Raw genomic sequence first — 17,888 nt, 5'->3', positions numbered from 1 at the left:
CGGAATGCTCCATCGAAAAAATGGACCGAACGGCGAGCAGCAAGTCGAAGTTACGCGAACGCGCCTCAAGCAGTATGCGCCTGAGGAGAATGTCTAGCGGTGTGTGCCGGGGAGAATTTGAATGCCGGTGCCTTCAACGACACGCGGCATGGGAGGAGCTGAGTGCAAACTCTCAAAGGTGCTAAAATCTTTGATCATCGCAGCGCCTCCTTCGAATGACGATTGGGCGGCTTAAATTCGATTTATCCGTAGTTTAATACGGCTTTAACGACGACGTTATGACACGGCCACAGCCCGTCTACAAGCGCTTTGGCCTCTCGGCCGCCATCGGCAGCTCAGCGAGTCGGTGCCGACCTCGATACACAATCCATGATTGCAAGCCGATTGCATGGGGCACGGCTTGATCCGCTCAGTAAGCGCGCTCGCTCAACAACTTAGGAGGTCGCAAAGCCTCGGCGGCAGTCGCCTAAATGCACGACGACACCACATAGCTGGAAGTTGTAAAATCCGCCCAGCACTACGAACAGAATGCATCCGTTTACGTCGGCGAGCCTCAATCACGTACTCGCTCGACTTTTTTCCGGCGAGACTTATTTTAATCACCGGAAAGTGCGCAGTGAATGTCACTGCACGGCTTGCCAAGGGGGCATCACCCCCGCGCCGTTCGACCGTTACAGCATGATAAAAATTAGCGCAGGATCGCCCCGGTCGGAACTGCGCTCTTGGACCCTAGCCGGATCGCCGCGCGCAAAGCCGGAACGACTTTGATCGGCACTGTTTCCGGCGCGCGCCGTTCTGGCGAGGGTACATTCAAAAGGAAGGGGCAGGAGGACTCCCCATTCTCCCGATTAGGCCTCGGAGGCCTCGCGATCGCCGGCCGAAGAGATCCGGACATGAAAGCCTTTTGCCTCGATGGCACGGATCAGCTGTTCGAGGCTCATCTCGTCCGGGCGCATCGAGATCTGGTCCGAGGGCCCTTGATCCTGGGTGCTCACGATATGGACACCGTTCTCGAGAAATTCGGAACTGACGTCGAGAACCTTTGCCACGGCCTTTATGGTGGCGGGCTTGGGCAGCCTGCCCCGCTTCTCCCAATGCCAAATTGCGGGCGGCGTCACGTCAATCCGCCTCGCCAGCTCCGTGATGGTCATAGACCGCTCTTCCCGCAGCTGCTTCAAGCGCGAACCAAAGTTGGCAGCGGCCTTGTTCTTGACTTTAGGCACCTGTAAATTCCATTTATATTAGTGGGAATCAGCGTTAACGACCTTAAGTGGGCGAGACTAGGGGCTTATCCGCGTCGAAGTCAATCATCACTCATTGGTTTCGGCTCCCGAGACCGGCGTAGGCGGACATCGTCCGGCTAACTGCCATTCCGGTGCCGGCATTGCCGCCCTGACCATGCAAGGCCTGAGCCACAATTCCCAAAGCCAACGTCGCTTCGCGCGTCGGGTTCCTAGCTCGTTAAATCGACGCCGTCGCGACAGTTGCCTCGGCCAAGCAAGCTGCTTTGCCGAACGAAACGGCCGTAGTCGTTTCGACCAAGCGTGTAATGTCTCGCCTGCATTAATTAAAAAGGCAAGGCTCTTCCCGCCCGGACTTCGTTGCGATTGATCGGCAATCACGTCAATGCCACTATGTCACAACCAGGGTAAGGGTATGATCGAACGAGGCTTTCTCCGTCGCGGTCGTTAGCCCTGCAATGGGGGCTGGCTTGAACATTTTATCGCGTCTTCAACCGCGGGCGGGGCGCCCGCTCATGCTGACCGGGGCGTTTCTGACCCTGGCAGTCCCATGCGGCGCGCAAACGGCGGACACACGACAGGCAGTCGAGCAACGTTCCGACGCGCCCAGACACATCGAACATCGTCAGCCGATGACCGACATTCTTGCGCTCATGTCCGGCAAGTGCACGACACTCAAGATCGCCGGCCAGGACTATGCGTGCAAGGCCGTTGCCTACGCTCATACGGAATCCGGACGGGTCAGCTTCGCTGTGGCCCTCGAGGATCCGACGGACGATAGCCATGTCGTGTCTTTCTCAGGAGAAAATGGCAAGCGCTTCGATGACAATTCCTACGAGCTTCCGGTCGACCGGATGCTCTTGAATTCCAAACACAGGCCGAAGGTCCATGGGCTTCCGGTGCCTGCGGAGGAGGCGTCTACGGGTGTCTGCCGCCAGTTCGGCAACTTCGCAGCGCGCAAGGTTTCCAACGTCACCTGCACGGCGACCGACTCTCGCGGCCAGAGATATGAGCTTCTGTTCGTGTCGGATGGCACTCCCATCGGCGTTCGACGCGTGAGGCAATCAGCTCCTTCGATCAACGACCCGTTCAAGTGAATATCGGGACGGCCCGGGCGACGAATCTTCTCGCTCCGACGTTTCGCGCCGTGTCGCAGTGGCGCGCCAAGCCAGTTCAATAGCAATTCGGAGAATTGCCCCCAAGACCGGCACACGCATTCGAATTGGAGGCCCGCCACTGAACGACGGAGGTCGGGCTGGCGCCCTGCCCGTCCGCCGGCACGGCTTTCAGTCTTTCCGCCTCTTCCGCAACGATGGCCATGTGGGCCTTCGCGATCTGGTCGTTTCGCTCGAGAAGCGAGACCTTGCCCGCCTCGACCTGGACGGCAAGCGTCTTGCGCAGCGCATTCTCGCGGTCGAGCAGTTCCGGAAATGGCAGGCTGGGCCTGACCGAAAGCTCCGTCGCCTTCACGATGCAGTCGGCGCGCCGCACGGCCTGCGTGATCTGGTCGGGAAAGGCGTTCCGGCAATCCGCGAGCGCATCGGTCAGACTGACGGAGGCGTCCTCGCTCTCGTTCTGAAGCGCCTGCCGGACTCCCCCGCAGCCGGCGAGCAGGCCAAGGAGGACAACAACAACAGCTGTGCGCATCGGAAAAGCGTCACTCTCTCGTGGCGTCGGCGTCGGACGATGGCCACCTTGCCCTTCTCCGCGCTCGACGTCGCCGCAATTCCTATTTCTGGCGGAAGGCGTGATTGAAGGACATGATCAGCGGGCCGACCAGATATTCGAAGGCCGTGCGCTGGACGGTCGGGATCATGACGGTTGCAGGCATTCCCGGATAGAGCTTGATATTGGGCATGGCGGCAAGCTCGTCCCCGTCGATCCGCACGAAGGCCGTGTAGTACGGGTTGTTGGTCTTCGGATCGGTCAGACGATCTGCCGAGACCTGAATGACGTCGCCGTGAATGATCGGCACGATCCGCTGCTTGTAAGCCGTGAGGTGAACCTCCGCACGCGTATTGGGATGCACGTCGCTGATGTCCTCGACCGCCACTTGCGCTTCGATGGTCAGCCCGTCCTGCTCCGGGACGATGTCCAGGATCTTGTCGCCGCGCTGGATGACGCCGCCAACCGAAAAGACGTTGAGGCCGACCACCTGGCCACTGTAGGGCGCGCGAATCTCCATGCGCCCCAGGACCGCCTTGGCGTTCATGGCCTTCGGGATCACCTCCAGGATTTTCGCCTGCGTATCGCGAAGATCCTTGGTCACGTCGGTCATCCGATCGTTATCGAGCTGTGCAATTTGCTGCTCCTGCTCGGCAATCGCCTGGCGCGCCTTGGCAATGTTGGCATTCGCATCCGCGATCTGGCCCTCCAGCCCATAGGCGGTGCGCTCCAACTGCAGAATGCGGGGACGCGCGATCAGTCCTCTGTCGACCAGGGGCGCGATATCCTTTGCCTCGCTGTGGACGGAGTTGATCTGCTCCGTGAACGCCTTGACTTGCGCTTGGGCCCCCACGATCTGCGAGCCCAGTTGGTTGATCTTTTCCCTGATGACACTGCGTTGACCTTCGAGCGCGGCTCGCCGGCTGTCGAACTGGCTGATCTGCCCGTTCCATACGCTCTTGAGATAAGGATCGTCCGAGCGCGCCTTCAGGTCGGCGGGCATGACGAGTTCGGCCCCGTGGTCGAGCTCGGTCAGCAGACGGACCTCCGTGGCGCGAAGCACGACCCATTGTTGCGTGAGGACGTCGAACTCCGCGCGCGCCTGGGTCCCATCGAGCACGATGAGCAGATCGCCGGCGCGAACACGGTCGCCTTCCTTGACATGAAGTTCCTTGACGATACCGCCGTCGAGGTGCTGCACGCTCTTGCGGTTGCCATCGACCTTGACCACGGCGTTGGCGACCACGGCGCCGTTGAGCGGGGCGGTCACGGCCCATGCACCGATGCCGCCAAAGAACGTTGCGATGATGATCCAGCCGGCCAGTGCGACGTGCTTGATGGAATCGCTGGGTGGGCCGCCGGCGATCGCCCGTTTGGCTCCAACGCCCGTGAGATTTTTGGGTACCGCCTCGATGATCGCCATGGGACGCGCCTAGCTGCTGGAGCCTTGCACCGCGTGCACGGGCACGGGTACGGGACGGGTCAGGCGCGCCATGATCTCGGCGCGCGGCCCGAACATCTCGGCGACGCCCTCCCGGAGGACCAGGATCTTGTCGACGACGCCGATGGTGGCCGGGCGATGCGAGACGATGACGACGGTGGCTCCCCGCTTCTTCAGTTGTACGATGCAGTCCGCAAGCGCGACGTCGCCCTCGCTGTCGAGATTCGAGCTGGGTTCGTCGAGAACAACGATGCTGGGGCTGCCATAGACCGCTCGCGCCAGTCCGATGCGCTGGCGGAAGCCGCCGGACAGGATGGCGCCGCCTTCGCCGACCTGCGTGTCGTAGCCGTTCGGCAGCTTCAGGATCATCTCGTGCACGCCCGAGAGCTGAGCGGCAAGGATGACCTCCTTGTCGTTCCCCTCGTCGAAGCGCCCGATGTTTGCGGCGATCGTGTCGGAAAACAACTCGATGTCCTGAGGCAGATAGCCGATGTGGTCGCCGATCGCGCGCTTGACCCAGGTCGAGACGCCCGCGCCGTCCAGCCGCACGGCTCCGGCCGACGGCGTCAGCACACCGACGAGGTGGCGCGAGAGCGTCGACTTGCCGGCGCCCGAAGGACCGATGACGCCGAGCACCTCCCCCGCTTCAATCGCGAATGTGACGCCCCGCAGAATCGGCTTCGCCGTACCCGCCGGGACGAAAGTGAGCGCTTCGACCGACAGACGGCCCCTGGGCTTGGGCAGCGTCAACCCCGCCTCGAGAACGGGATGTGCCTGGAGCAGTTCACGAATACGAAGGAAGGCGGCCCGCGCCGACACCAAACCCCGCCACGAGCCGACGATCTGCTCGACCGGCTGCAGCGCGCGTCCGAGCAGGATGCTGGCGGCGAACATCGAGCCGGTCGTCGTGAGCCGCTCGATCACGAGATAGGCGCCAAGTCCCAGGATCAAGGACTGCATTGCGAGCCGCAGGAAACGGATCAGGCTCTGGATCGCGGCCGCGCGATCGCTTGCAGCCACCTGCCGCTCCAGCATCCGGTCGCGGTCGCGGCCCCAGCGCCGCAACAGGCCGCCGGTCATGCCCATGGCACGGACCACTTCGGTGTTGCGCAGGCTCATCTCGGTGAAACTGTAGCTGCGGGACGCAGCCTCGTTCGATTCCGTCAGCGGCAGCTTGACCAGCCACTCGCTGAGCAGGGCCATCAGGACCAGGACGATCGAGCAGGCGAGTGCGAATGCCCCGAGGAAGGGATGCAGCACGAAGATGACGGCGATGTAGATCGGCGCCCATGGCAGATCGAAGATCGCATGGACGCCGGTACCGGTGATGAACTGACGAAACGTATCGAAATCGCGCAGCGCCTGGCTGCGGGCGCCACCCGCGACGGCCGAGCGATCGATGATCGCGGTCATGACACGCGACGCGATCTTCTGGTCGAGACGGATGCTTGCGCGGGTCAACACGCGCGCACGAACCGCATCCAGTCCGGCAAGCGCCATGAAGGCCAGCAGCAGCGCGATGGTGAGCATCAACAACGTGATCTCGCTGGCGCTCGAGATCACGCGGTCATAGACCTGCAGCATGTAGAGCGGGCCGGCGAGATACAGCAGATTAATGGAGAGGCTGAAGATGCCGGCCGTCAGAAAGTAGCCTTGGCAGGTCTGCAGCAGGCGCCGGAGTTCGTCCGGCCTTTTAAAAGGCGCGCTCACACAATCCGGCGGATGCCCGCCCCTCTAATCAAAAACGACCGACCGGAGCGACAACGCCCGGCAAAGTTAAAGACCGGCTGGCAGCCGTAACAATTCTCATCCAATTGAGCACAATGTCTAGCACAGCCCTTCCGCGTCGAGAAAGCAATCCTCGCTGAAAGGTAAAAGTGCCCGTAGAGCTACGGCATCAACGATATTTACGATATTTATTATCGATTGGAGCGCACCTGGAAGCAGCCGGGTGGCATAAGGCGGCGCCGGCGCCCGCCCCGTCATATCTCAAATCGTGGACATGGGTTCGCGCTCCCGCGGCGCAACATGCCCGGGTTCAATCTGGGAACTCCCTTTTCCCGGAGGAAAGGGCGCAGGGAAGGTCGGGCGCCGGCCGGCACCCGCAGCCCGTGTGCGAAGAAAGTGCGCACGGGTGGGTCACAGGTGATGCCGGCATCCCGGCCTTCCCTGCGCGGATGGTTTTAACGGTGTCCTTCGTGCTCTCCTCGGGGAGACGAGCTCAATTGCCCCCGTCGCTAGGCGGATGTTCGCGTTCACGCCGGTTGGCGCGAGACGCCTCCACAAGGCTTGGCGCCAGCTTCGGGCGCCAGGACCACACGACTTCTCCGTCCGCGCACACCTCCACCGGACCCTCGACGGTTGGCGTGCGCGCACCGTCGAGACCGTATGGAGACGCCGTCAGCGCCGTGTCGTACCGCGCCCAATCGCCGCTCACGGAGCACCATCGAAGGAGCCCCGCCCTGCGACCCTGTTCGCGCCGACGCCGTCGCGGCCACCGCATCCCAGCCCCGTGTCGTGACGATCGCGATACGCCCTTTTGACGGGCCAGGATGGCATGGCTATACGCCAGTCACGAACTTCTGTCAATCCGAATCTTTGGAATATACGAATTTCATTTTCACTCGGCGCGCAGCGGGAAGCGGGAAGCGGCGCTACGCGGGAATTCAGCGCGGGCACCCCCGATCTCGTCGGACGATTTTACCGATCACGAGGCGATCAACATAAACAAAGATAAATCAAATTTACGCGCCATTAAATCAGTCCGGAAGCATGCGCTTCGTCCGTAAGCGCTTTGGCGCCGCCGATCTCAGTTTAACGACTGAATTTACCCACCCTTAAATCGCTCCGTCGTCGGATCTCCGCGCAACACGCGCGACATGAGGCGCATTTTCTTTCGTCGCTACATGCAAGGAGATTCGATGGCGAAGCGGGGCGTGAATGATCAGTACGGGAATTTCTCTGAAGCGGATGCAAATGCTCTGGAATGGGAATTCGTCGGACTGAACATCGCCTCGGCACATGTCGGATCGATGGACAATCCAGCGGGCCATTCAGAGGATCGCGGGCTCGGAACGGATGCTTCAACCTCGGATGCGGGCGCGCCGGAGAGCTTCGCTGCGAAGAAGGGTGGCGGCGCCACCAGCAGCGGCGGGACAACGAGTGGCGGCACAACGAGCGGCAGCAGCACAGGGTCGACCACACTCGGCCAAGGCGCGACGACTCTTACCCTCCATGACGTGACGACCACCTGGCGCCCCCTCGCTCCGGCAATTGGTGATACGGCGTTACCCACAGATCCCTACTTCGCAAACTGGCAATGGAGCCTCACCAATCCGACAACTGGCATCAACGTCCCAAAGGCGTGGCAGAACTACACAGGTGCGGGTATCAAGATTGGCATCGTCGACGATGGCATCGACTACAATCATCCCGACTTGAGCCCGAACTATTTATCGAATCTCGACTACGACGCGACCAACGGCGGAAGCGACGCCTACGGCACTTCATCCGATAGCCACGGCACGACAGTCGCCGGCGTCCTTGCCGCTGCACACGATGGATCAGGTATCGCAGGAATTGCCTACCACGCCGGAATCGCCGGATTTCGCATCAGCTACTCTACCGGAGGCCCAAGCCAGATTGCTGATGCTTTCAACCACTTGGCTACCAATGGTATGGACGTCGCCAACGCGAGCTGGGGCTACAGCGCCGCGTATCAGGATAATTTCTTCAGCTCTTCGTTTGGGTCGTCAAAGTCGGCGATACTCAATGATGCCGCCAACGGCCGGGGCGGACTTGGAATCGATATGGTTTTCGCCGCGGGCAATGGCCGCGCGACCGGCGACAACGTCAACTATCACAACTATCAGAACGATCCTTACGTGATCACGGTGGCCGCTACGGACATCAACGGCCGCATCACCACATTCAGCACGCCAGGCGCCGCGCTGCTCGTCTCGGCTCCAGGCCTGGGAACCTATACCGACGATCGGCTCGGCTCCGCCGGTTATTCAACTGACGATTATACGTCTGCAGCCGGCACATCCTACGCGGCACCAACCGTCGCTGGTGTGATCGCCCTGATGCTGCAGGCAAACCCCACTCTCGGCTATCGCGACGTGATGGACATTCTGGCTTACTCGGCCAAGAATTCCGACCCGACCAATACCGGCTGGCAAACCAACGGCGCGCACGACTGGAACGGCGGTGGATTGCATTTCAGCAACGACTATGGCTTCGGCCTGGTCGATGCGACCGCCGCGGTTCGATTGGCCGAGAGCTGGCAAAAGCAATCAACCTACGCCAACATGTCAACTGAATCGGCCGGCCACACCGATAACGCGGCCATCCCGGATGGCTCCGGCAGCCTGCAAAGCCAGATCACCTTTGCGTCCTCACTGGAGGTCGAGAAGATGGTGATCGATCTCAACATCACCCACGCTCATGTCTCCGATTTGGCGGTCACACTGACTTCGTCGAGTGGAACGACAGCGGTGCTTGCGTCACATCCAACCGGCGGCACCGGCAGCGGTATCGTATTCGAAACGACCGCCAATAGTTTCTGGGGCGAGGATGCAAAGGGCACCTGGACCCTGACGGTGACCGATTCAGTGTCGGGCAACGTCGGAACGCTCAACAGCTGGACTTTGACCGCACTCGGCGACGCGCCGAATACACCGACCACGTACGTCTACACGGACGAGTTCGCAACCGCCGCCGGCGCAAGTCGGCAGGTCCTCAACGATGCCAGCGGATCCGCGACAATCAACACCGCGGCAGTTTCGACAGGATCATATCTCGACTTGAATCGGGGCGCGACCGACACCATCGCCGGCAAGGCCCTACAGATCGGAGCCAGCACGATCATCAAGAACGCCTGGGCCGGAGATGGCAACGACACCATCATCGCCAACGATTTCGGCGACACGATCCAGGGCGGCCGCGGCAATGACACGATCGTCGCCGGGCACGGCGCTGACGTTCTCTATGGAGGCTCCGGCAGCGACACCTTCATGTTCAAATTCCTGACCACCGCAGGAGCCGTCATTCGCGACTTTACTGCGGGCCAGGATATTATCGACCTGAATCAGATCCTCACGTCCGCCGGATATGTCGGCACCAATCCCGTCACGGATGGATGGCTAAACCTGCTCTCTGACGGGCATGGGGGAACCAACGTTGTCGTCGATGCCCACAACGGGCAGACGCCGGTAACGGTTGTCGACGTGACCGGCGTGGCCTCGAACCAGCTCCACTCGGGAACGCCGTGGACGCTGGTTGCATGACCGGCAATAGAAACCCGCGGCAGATATCTGCCGCGGGTTTCCGTCCACAAAGTCCTGGTCGCAATCCTAAGCGTGGCTGATGCCTGCGATCGGGTGTATGCCGAGCAGGTTCTGGTCCTCCAGGATGCCCCAGAAAGCGTCTGTCGTATTGGCATGCACATCGTATACGGCACCGCCAAGGCTATCCTGCCAGCCGATCAAGCTCCCATCGGCACTCACGACAAATCCCGCCGTCGTACCATCCAATCCATGGTTGTAGGCCGCGAGAGCGTTTTTCAGGCCTTCGCCGGTCGCCGTAACAGTGTATTGAGTAGCGTCGACAGCGGCATTCCCCGTGTTTGGATGGTAACCGGCCGCCGTTTCGTTGAATACTGCAACGAACTTGTTCCACGATGCGTCGCTCGACGGCATCGACGTGCTCTTGAACGTAATGGCATTGCCGCTAATCGTATAATCGTTGGTGCCAACTGCCGGGTTCGACGAAGTACTGCCGAGATTGATGATCGCCTGAACAGACGGAGACGTCAGGTCGTTGGCGGTTGACCAATTCAATTTGCTATCGCCGTTACTGATCAGCCCAGTTCCCTTCAACCACAGCACCGCCTCTTCGATCAGTCCGGTGGGAGATGCGTCAAAGCCTGCTGCCACACCACCGTGCGCCATGTCATAGGCATAATCGACGTACTCGTTGAGTTGCGCGGCTACTGCCTGGCTTGCGAGAATAGCGCGGGCATCCCCCGACACTGAGGTATTCGCAAGTACCTGGGCGGAGGCAAGGTCGAAGAACAGATGGTCAGACGACCCGTCGCCGCCCACAAGCCCATCATGGTTGAGATCGCCCATCAGTAACCCGGAATCACCGCCGCCATTGTTTGCGGTCTTGACCTGGCCGAGGCCGCTCGAGTTCCCGGTCGTGGTCAGATTGGCAAGCGTTATTGCTGCGGTTGAGCCGTTGTGGTTCCAGTCATATCCCGGAGTCACATTCACTTCAGCGCCCGCCCCCTTTTCATTTCCGTTATAGACATCCCACAGCGTCAAATGCGTGGACCAGTAGCCTTTGGTCAGGCCGGGAGTTGTTTGGTTGATTGCATTGGCAAAATTGTCGTTGGTGACGTTAGTGCCGCTCGTTCCAACGATTGCATAACCCGCTGTACCGAAGGTCTCCGTATAGCCTCCGGGCACCTCCTCCTGCACAAAGTATTTGCCAGGGCCCAGATTGCTGAACGAGTACGAACCATCAGCCGCCGTTGTCGCGACTGTGAGGAGCGATGTCTCGCCCGAGTCGACCTTGCCGTTGTTATTGGTGTCGGTCCAAGCAAAGAGATCGATCTTGATGCCGCCAAGACCGGTATCAATGCCGGCGTCAATCTTTCCATTCGAATTGGCATCGAGGTATTTTTTGCCCGAGATCGAGAAGAGCTCGAAGTTGGTAAAGTTGTTGCCGGTATCGGTCCCGCCACTGCCGGGATTGTCGACCGTCTGCACCAGCACGCCGGTCTGCTGCGAACCGCCCGGCACGACCTCGTAGATCTTCTTGCCAACGTCGGCCAGCGTCAGACCACCAATCGACCAGTTACCGGTCGCATCGGTGGTCGTCGACTTGTCGCCAGCCGTCAAGGTGCCGCTGTTGTCCTCGTCGATGTAGATCGTGACCGCACCATAGCTCCAGGGCTTGTCATCGGCGGTCTTGCCGTTGCCGGTCAGATCCTCGAACTTCTGGCCGCTGACGGTGAAGTTGCGGAAGTTGGTGAAGTTATTGCCGGTATCGGTCCCACCACTGCCGGGATTGTCGACCGTCTGCACCAGCACCCCAGTCTGCTCAGAGCCGCTCGGCACGACTTCATAGATGCTCTTGCCGACGTCGGACAGCGTCAGCCCGCCAATCGACCAGTGACCGGTCGCATCGGTGGTCGTCGACTTGTCACCAGCCGTCAGGGTACCGCTGTTGTCCTCGTCAATGAAGACCGTCACCGGACCATAGGTCCAGCCCTGGTCGTCGGCGGTCTTGCCGTTGCCGGTCAGGTCCTCGAACTTCTGGCCGCTGACGGTGAAGTTGCGGAAGTTGGTGAAGTCGTTGCCGGTGTCGGTCCCGCCACTGCCGGGATTGTCGACCGTCTGCACCAGCACGCCGGTCTGCTCAGAGCCGCTCGGCACGACCTCGTAGATGCTCTTGCCGACGTCGGACAGCGTCAGTCCACCAATCGACCAGTGACCGGTCGCATCGGTCGTCGTCGACTTGTCGCCGGCGCTCAAATCCCCGCTGTTGTCCTCGTCGATGAAGACCGTCACCGGACCATAGGTCCAGCCCTGGTCGTCTGCGGTCTTGCCGTTGCCGGTCAGATCCTCGAACTTCTGGCCGCTGACGGTGAAGTTGCGGAAGTTGGTGAAGTCGTTGCCGGTGTCGGTCCCGCCACTGCCGGGATTGTCGACCGTCTGCACCAGCACGCCGGTCTGCTCAGAGCCGCTCGGCACGACCTCGTAGATGCTCTTGCCGACGTCGGACAGCGTCAGTCCACCAATCGACCAGTGACCGGTCGCATCGGTCGTCGTCGACTTGTCGCCGGCGCTCAAATCCCCGCTGTTGTCCTCGTCGATGAAGACCGTCACCGTACCATAGGTCCAGCCCTGGTCGTCTGCGGTCTTGCCGTTGCCGGTCAGATCCTCGAACTTCTGGCCGCTGACGGTGAAGTTGCGGAAGTTGGTGAAGTCGTTGCCGGTGTCGGTCCCGCCACTGCCGGGATTGTCGACCGTCTGCACCAGCACGCCGGTCTGCTGCGAGCCGCTCGGCACGACCTCGTAGATGCTCTTGCCGACGTCGGACAGCGTCAGACCACCGATCGACCAATGACCGGTCGCATCGGTCGTCGTCGATTTGTCGCCGGCGCTCAAATCCCCGCTGTTGTCCTCGTCGATGAAGACCGTCACCGGACCATAGGTCCAGCCCTGGTCGTCGGCGGTCTTGCCGTTGCCGGTCAGATCCTCGAACTTCTGGCCGCTGACGGTGAAGTTGCGGAAGTTGGTGAAGTCGTTGCCGGTGTCGGTCCCGCCACTGCCGGGATTGTCGACCGTCTGCACCAGCACCCCAGTCTGCTCAGAGCCGCTCGGCACGACTTCATAGATGCTCTTGCCGACGTCGGACAGCGTCAGCCCGCCAATCGACCAGTGACCGGTCGCATCGGTCGTCGTCGATTTGTCGCCGGCGCTCAAATCCCCGCTGTTGTCCTCGTCGATGAAGACCGTCACCGGACCATAGGTCCAGCCCTGGTCGTCTGCGGTCTTGCCGTTGCCGGTCAGATCCTCGAACTTCTGACCGCTGACGGTGAAGTTGCGGAAGTTGGTGAAGTCGTTGCCGGTGTCGGTCCCGCCACTGCCGGGATTGTCGACCGTCTGCACCAGCACGCCGGTCTGCTCAGAGCCGCTCGGCACGACCTCGTAGATGCTCTTGCCGACGTCGGACAGCGTCAGACCACCGATCGACCAATGACCGGTCGCATCGGTCGTCGTCGATTTGTCGCCGGCGCTCAAATCCCCGCTGTTGTCCTCGTCAATGAAGACCGTCACCGGACCATAGGTCCAGCCCTGGTCGTCGGCGGTCTTGCCGTTGCCGGTCAGATCCTCGAACTTCTGGCCGCTGACGGTGAAATTGCGGAAGTTGGTGAAGTCGTTGCCGGTGTCGGTCCCGCCACTGCCGGGATTGTCGACCGTCTGCACCAGCACGCCGGTCTGCTCAGAGCCGCTCGGCACGACCTCGTAGATGCTCTTGCCGACGTCGGACAGCGTCAGACCACCGATCGACCAATGACCGGTCGCATCGGTCGTCGTCGATTTATCGCCGGCGCTCAAATCCCCGCTGTTGTCCTCGTCAATGAAGACCGTCACCGGACCATAGGTCCAGCCCTGGTCGTCGGCGGTCTTGCCGTTGCCGGTCAGATCCTCGAACTTCTGGCCGCTGACGGTGAAGTTGCGGAAGTTGGTGAAGTCGTTGCCGGTATCGGTCCCGCCGCCGCCGGGATTGTCGACCGTCTGCACCAGCACGCCGGTCTGCTCAGAGCCGCTCGGCACGACCTCGTAAATGATCTTGCCGACGTCGGACAGCGTCAGTCCACCAATCGACCAGTGACCGGTCGCATCGGTCGTCGTCGACTTGTCACCAGCCGTCAGGGTACCGCTGTTGTCCTCGTCAATGAAGATCGTGACCGGACCATAGGTCCAGCCCTGGTCGTCGGCCGTCTTGCCGTCCCCAGTCAGGTCCTCGAACTTCTGGCCGCTGGCCGAGAAGTTCGACTCGTGGTTTGCGAAGTTAAATCCGGTGCGGGTCGTATCCGTAGCCAGAACGGTCACAGCATAGCCATGTTCGGCATCGCCAGCATTGAAGGCCGCGTTGACAAGCGTCGTGTGGATGTCGGGCGTCTCCGTCCAACCGGCCTGGTTCTCCTCGACAATGATGTAATTGCCGGCGGCAATGCCCGTTACGAGATCACCAAACTGGTAGGCGCCGCTCGCGTCGGTCGACGTACTCGCAAATAGCGTGTCCGCAGCCGTGAGCGTTCCCGAATTGTCGTTGTCCTTGTAAAGGTCGATCGTCCAACCTTGCAACGGCAGATCCGTGGCGGGATCCAGCACACCATTGGTGTTGAGATCATTATATTTGAATCCGGATAGGATCGCCGTCGGATTGGGGGTGCTGTTCGTGCCGGTCAGAGCCCCCCACTCCTCGAAGGTCGAGTTCGCCTGCCAATCGGCGCCCTGGTTGCCAAAGGCCGAGTAGAGATAGATGGCATTGCCCAATGACGGGTCAAAGTCGGCCGTCGGAATCAGCACGATCACGTCGCTACCGCCGCCGCTACCCGCCGCGAACGAAGCGTTCAGGAGAACAGAGTGAGCGCCGAGATCGTAGATCTGCGTCGCAACACCCGCATTGAAACTGAAGCTTGGGGCAGTGGATGGCTGCGAACCATCGGTATCGGGCGTCGCCGTATAGGTGTTGAGACCGAGGTTGTCGGTGTGCGACTGCCAAATCTGCAAGCCGTCGAGCGACAGATACGGCTTGCTGCCACTTTGATGCAGATCGAGCTTGAACTCGTAATAGGTGGTTCCTGTTGGCGTCCCCGAACCCACCACGCTGCCGTCGTCGTAGACCGCGACAAGATTCGTCAGATGGAGTTGGTGATTGTGAACGTCGCTATATTTCTCGTCCAGGACACCATTTGCACTCGTGTTGAACCCCTGCTCCGATCCGCTCGAAGTTTGCACCTCCGAGAATGTGCTGTAAGTGCCGGTGCCGCTGGTCTTGCCGGGAACCAGCGCCGTTCCTGAGTTGGCCCAGATGGCTCCAGCGTCGCTGAGCGTGGTGGCGTTGGTCGTCGCCAGGTCGATATGCGCATCGACATATCCGAAATCGGTCGGAACAGGAGGCGTCGCGTCGGTGAAAATTTCCGTCGTCATGACGCCCGCGGTCAGGTCGGTCGCGGTCAGCAGGATGGTCTGGTTGGTATAGAGCGTTGGATCGATCCACATGGTGGTCAATCCGGTGCCGTTGCCGTCGACGGTCAATATCGTGTCGAACGTGATGGCATCCAGCGTTCCGTCGGCTTCAACCACTTGAGCGGTAATCTCGACGGTGTCGCCCGAGCTAAAGCCCGAAACCGTGATCTCGGCCGTCGAGCCCGGCGCATAATCCATTTGATCCGTGGCGACTGAAAGATTGGCTAGAGTGGGATCTGCGATCAGTTGCGTGTCATCGACAAGAGTGTACGTGCCCGTCGCCGGATCGTATTTGAACGTTGCCATGACCTACCCTCCAAAAGCCCTGAATCAAAAAAATTCCGGAACCGATTGGGAGGACGCCGCTCTGCGGTCGTTGGCTGCATAAAAAAAACCGTTCACGCGGGACACGCGTGCCGGCCTACGCAAAACAACGAGGGCAAAAATCAATCAAAACAGCCTCTGCCCAAAACGAGCCAAACCGGGAAAATTAAGCAATTATTTGCCAATAATGCAACGTTTATAAGAGCAAAAGCTACGGCTGGAGACGTCAATGGTCGGGAAAATCCGGACAAACGCCGATTTTCGCAGGTTGGCAAATACCTTAGGCAGCCCGACGAGCGGAAGGATCGTCCGGCTCTCAGCCAACGGTCGGAGACGGCGAGCACTGCGACGGCGCGCTTCGCGATTGCGCCGCATGGCCCAGTTCCCAGGCGCGCTGCAGCCGCTGCGGCTGCGTTTCCTTCAGCAGCCTTCCCCAGGCTGCGCTGAACGCCCTGATTGCCGTGTCCCTGTCCGGTGCGTCGCCGCTCGCCCAGGCCGGCAGACCCATCGGGACCACGATGAACCATTCCCACGAACGATCAGGCCCGCTCGCATCGCGCGCGTGACGGATCGTGCCAATCTCGCGGCCTTGGGACCAGGCCGCGTAGTGATCCGAGATCTCGGCCATTTCGGGCGAATGCTGAGCGTGATTGCGTTGTTCATCATCGTCACTTCTTGCGGAACGGGTCAAAAAAGACCGGAAACCAACACGGCGGCTCGACGCCTAGGTCTTCGGTGCCGCCTGCCGCGCCAGCAATGCATCGGCGCTCTTGGTGAGCCCTCCGGCCAATTGTTTCGCCGCGTCCGGGGTGAATGCGTAGCCGGCCTGTCGTTCCAGCCGGTGATTGAGAATGAACAGCACCAGGCCACGGCCGGAGTTATCGGCGGAAATCGTGCAGTTCTTGGGGATCTCGAACTTCACCTCGTCGGGATTGTCCTTGCTGGGCACAGCCGGCGCGACCGCCTCCGCGCCGTTCGGATTGCGGACGACTGCCGGGGCGGCGGCCGGCTGGGCGGCATCTGGGGCCGCCGGGTGCGCGTCGCCCCGCGCGCTTGTCAGCGCAGCGATCAAATCGTCGACGCAGTCGCTGGCGAACCGCAGCTCCAGCGCGCCGGTGTATTTACCGGTGGTATGAACGACGAATTCCTTGCGGTCGTCCGACATGGTGGCGGAGCTCACCGCCGCAATCCTGATTGCCATTGGCCCAATGTCCCAAAAAAATCGCGGTCGGGTCTCCCCGGCCCGCGTCCGTGTCTAAATCTTTATCGACTATACCGCACATGGCGGCTCGCGATAGCGCCTCCGCCGGCCTGTCGAATGCCGGAACATTTCGGTCCCTGATCTCATCCAGCTTGCCGCTTCCACGACAGCGGCCTAGGATAAAGCCATTTTACGGTCAACTCGCATTGCAGCACGATGAATATCAATCCCGCACCCCGGATCATCGCCGAGTTACGGCCGAAGCACGAGATCAAGATCGATCTCGACGAGCGCTGTTTCCTCTTCCCGGCCGGAAAGTCGGTCAGCCAGCTGCTACTGCAATCGGACGGGCACACCATACTCATCGACGCGGTGTTTCCGTTCAACCAAGCCCGCACGCCGCCGCGGCTGGCAACGCTCGATATCGAGGACGCCAGGGAGTTCGGACGGCGGCTGGTGGAAGCGGTCCATACCGCGCGCACCCAGCTGGTGGGCACGAACGGCATCCGCATATCCATCAACGTGATCGCCAACGGATATCACCTCCAGTTCGGCGACATGAATGCGTCTACCGAACTCTTTCTCGGGACAGGCTGCATCTGGCGCGTCTGTCAGGGCTTGCTTCGCATCGTCGATCTGATCGCACCTATCGAATCCAACTGACGTCGCATCAAGCCGGAGGGTCGAGCGCACCTTGCCTCAGGGTGCGGTCTCGGTCAGGGGTTCGAGGTAGCTGCGATGGAGCGTCTGCGGGGATTTCTGTCCATCGAGAATGACCCGAAGCGCGTTCTTGGTATGGGCGAAACCGACGACCCGTCCGGTCCGGCCGTGCAGACGTCTGCTGTGCTTTCCAAGGGACTTGACCCGGAAGCGACTGCCGACCGCAAGGTCCGCCAGCAATGCGTCGTTCTCATCCATGGCGATCAACTCTTCATCGAACGTCTTGCAGTCCGCATCATCGCATCGACCTACAAGCTGCGCTTTTCCGCAATCTGTGCGCAAAGCTCACGGTCATCCTCCGACATGCCGGGCGGTGCCTCGCCGTCCCTGAAATAGGCCAGGATATGTGCAAGACGCGCGGCGCGCTCGACGGCGCCTTGCCTCTTGACGCGCTGCCAGGCGGTTCGCTGGTGACCGCTCATCGCGATCTTTGTCGCAGTCTGAACCTCCATGGACAACACTGAGATCAACATGTCGCGGTCGACGTCAACGAGAGACCTCAGCAAAACCTCTATCTCCTTCAT

The 17,888-nt window shown here is 60.9% G+C and carries 11 protein-coding genes; 4 read left to right on the top strand and 7 right to left on the bottom strand.

Annotated elements, in window-relative coordinates:
• Nucleotides 1-848 precede the first annotated feature (848 nt).
• Nucleotides 849-1,223, bottom strand: coding sequence for a helix-turn-helix domain-containing protein (locus XH90_RS12955; protein ID WP_194481848.1), 375 nt, complete (start codon nt 1,221-1,223; stop codon nt 849-851).
• Between the two features lie 533 nt (nt 1,224-1,756).
• On the opposite strand from XH90_RS12955, the gene XH90_RS12950 reads away from it, so the two are divergent.
• Nucleotides 1,757-2,338, top strand: coding sequence for a hypothetical protein (locus tag XH90_RS12950; RefSeq protein WP_194481847.1), 582 nt, complete (start codon nt 1,757-1,759; stop codon nt 2,336-2,338).
• A gap of 76 nt (nt 2,339-2,414) precedes the next feature.
• On the opposite strand, the gene XH90_RS12945 is transcribed toward XH90_RS12950, so the two are convergent.
• The 3 genes from XH90_RS12945 to XH90_RS12935 all read right to left on the bottom strand — a co-directional run bounded on the left by XH90_RS12945 (nt 2,415) and on the right by XH90_RS12935 (nt 6,057).
• Nucleotides 2,415-2,888, bottom strand: coding sequence for a hypothetical protein (locus XH90_RS12945; RefSeq protein WP_194481846.1), 474 nt, complete (start codon nt 2,886-2,888; stop codon nt 2,415-2,417).
• 82 nt (nt 2,889-2,970) lie between these two features.
• Nucleotides 2,971-4,329, bottom strand: a complete 1,359-nt coding sequence (locus XH90_RS12940; RefSeq protein ID WP_194481845.1) for an HlyD family type I secretion periplasmic adaptor subunit — start codon at nt 4,327-4,329, stop codon at nt 2,971-2,973.
• Nucleotides 4,330-4,338: 9 nt separating this feature from the next.
• The gene (locus XH90_RS12935; protein ID WP_194481844.1) at nt 4,339-6,057 is read right to left on the bottom strand and encodes a type I secretion system permease/ATPase; all 1,719 of its coding nucleotides are present in this window, start codon (nt 6,055-6,057) and stop codon (nt 4,339-4,341) included.
• A gap of 1,211 nt (nt 6,058-7,268) precedes the next feature.
• On the opposite strand from XH90_RS12935, the gene XH90_RS12930 reads away from it, so the two are divergent.
• A complete protein-coding gene (locus XH90_RS12930) occupies nt 7,269-9,635 on the top strand; it encodes a S8 family serine peptidase (RefSeq protein WP_194481843.1) in 2,367 nt (788 codons plus the stop codon).
• 66 nt (nt 9,636-9,701) lie between these two features.
• On the opposite strand, the gene XH90_RS12925 is transcribed toward XH90_RS12930, so the two are convergent.
• The 3 genes from XH90_RS12925 to XH90_RS12915 all read right to left on the bottom strand — a co-directional run bounded on the left by XH90_RS12925 (nt 9,702) and on the right by XH90_RS12915 (nt 16,623).
• On the bottom strand, nt 9,702-15,425 hold the full coding sequence (locus tag XH90_RS12925) for an SdrD B-like domain-containing protein (RefSeq protein ID WP_194481842.1): 5,724 nt from the start codon (nt 15,423-15,425) through the stop codon (nt 9,702-9,704).
• Nucleotides 15,426-15,759: 334 nt separating this feature from the next.
• Nucleotides 15,760-16,071, bottom strand: a complete 312-nt coding sequence (locus tag XH90_RS12920) for a hypothetical protein (RefSeq protein WP_194481841.1) — start codon at nt 16,069-16,071, stop codon at nt 15,760-15,762.
• Nucleotides 16,072-16,167: 96 nt separating this feature from the next.
• On the bottom strand, nt 16,168-16,623 hold the full coding sequence (locus tag XH90_RS12915) for a hypothetical protein (RefSeq protein ID WP_194481840.1): 456 nt from the start codon (nt 16,621-16,623) through the stop codon (nt 16,168-16,170).
• Nucleotides 16,624-16,860: 237 nt separating this feature from the next.
• On the opposite strand from XH90_RS12915, the gene XH90_RS12910 reads away from it, so the two are divergent.
• Entirely contained in the window at nt 16,861-17,307 is a 447-nt protein-coding gene (locus tag XH90_RS12910; protein WP_194481839.1) for a hypothetical protein, read from the top strand.
• Between the two features lie 75 nt (nt 17,308-17,382).
• Nucleotides 17,383-17,700, top strand: coding sequence for a hypothetical protein (locus XH90_RS12905; protein ID WP_194481838.1), 318 nt, complete (start codon nt 17,383-17,385; stop codon nt 17,698-17,700).
• The last annotated feature ends 188 nt before the right edge of the window (nt 17,701-17,888 follow it).

It is taken from the genome of Bradyrhizobium sp. CCBAU 53338, assembly GCF_015291665.1.
Classification (GTDB): domain Bacteria; phylum Pseudomonadota; class Alphaproteobacteria; order Rhizobiales; family Xanthobacteraceae; genus Bradyrhizobium.
The sequence above is the reverse complement of the archived record's forward strand: the minus strand, read 5'-3'. Positions and strand labels throughout refer to the sequence as shown.

Bases quoted from the DNA above. Each gene is read 5' to 3' on its own strand.
- XH90_RS12950 (WP_194481847.1), top strand. From the start codon at position 1,757: ATGCTGACCGGGGCGTTTCTGACCCTGGCAGTCCCATGCGGCGCGCAA.
- XH90_RS12945 (WP_194481846.1), bottom strand. From the start codon at position 2,888: ATGCGCACAGCTGTTGTTGTTGTCCTCCTTGGCCTGCTCGCCGGCTGC.
- XH90_RS12940 (WP_194481845.1), bottom strand. From the start codon at position 4,329: ATGGCGATCATCGAGGCGGTACCCAAAAATCTCACGGGCGTTGGAGCC.
- XH90_RS12930 (WP_194481843.1), top strand. From the start codon at position 7,269: ATGGCGAAGCGGGGCGTGAATGATCAGTACGGGAATTTCTCTGAAGCG.
- XH90_RS12925 (WP_194481842.1), bottom strand. From the start codon at position 15,425: ATGGCAACGTTCAAATACGATCCGGCGACGGGCACGTACACTCTTGTC.
- XH90_RS12920 (WP_194481841.1), bottom strand. From the start codon at position 16,071: ATGGCCGAGATCTCGGATCACTACGCGGCCTGGTCCCAAGGCCGCGAG.
- XH90_RS12910 (WP_194481839.1), top strand. From the start codon at position 16,861: ATGAATATCAATCCCGCACCCCGGATCATCGCCGAGTTACGGCCGAAG.
- XH90_RS12905 (WP_194481838.1), top strand. From the start codon at position 17,383: ATGGAGCGTCTGCGGGGATTTCTGTCCATCGAGAATGACCCGAAGCGC.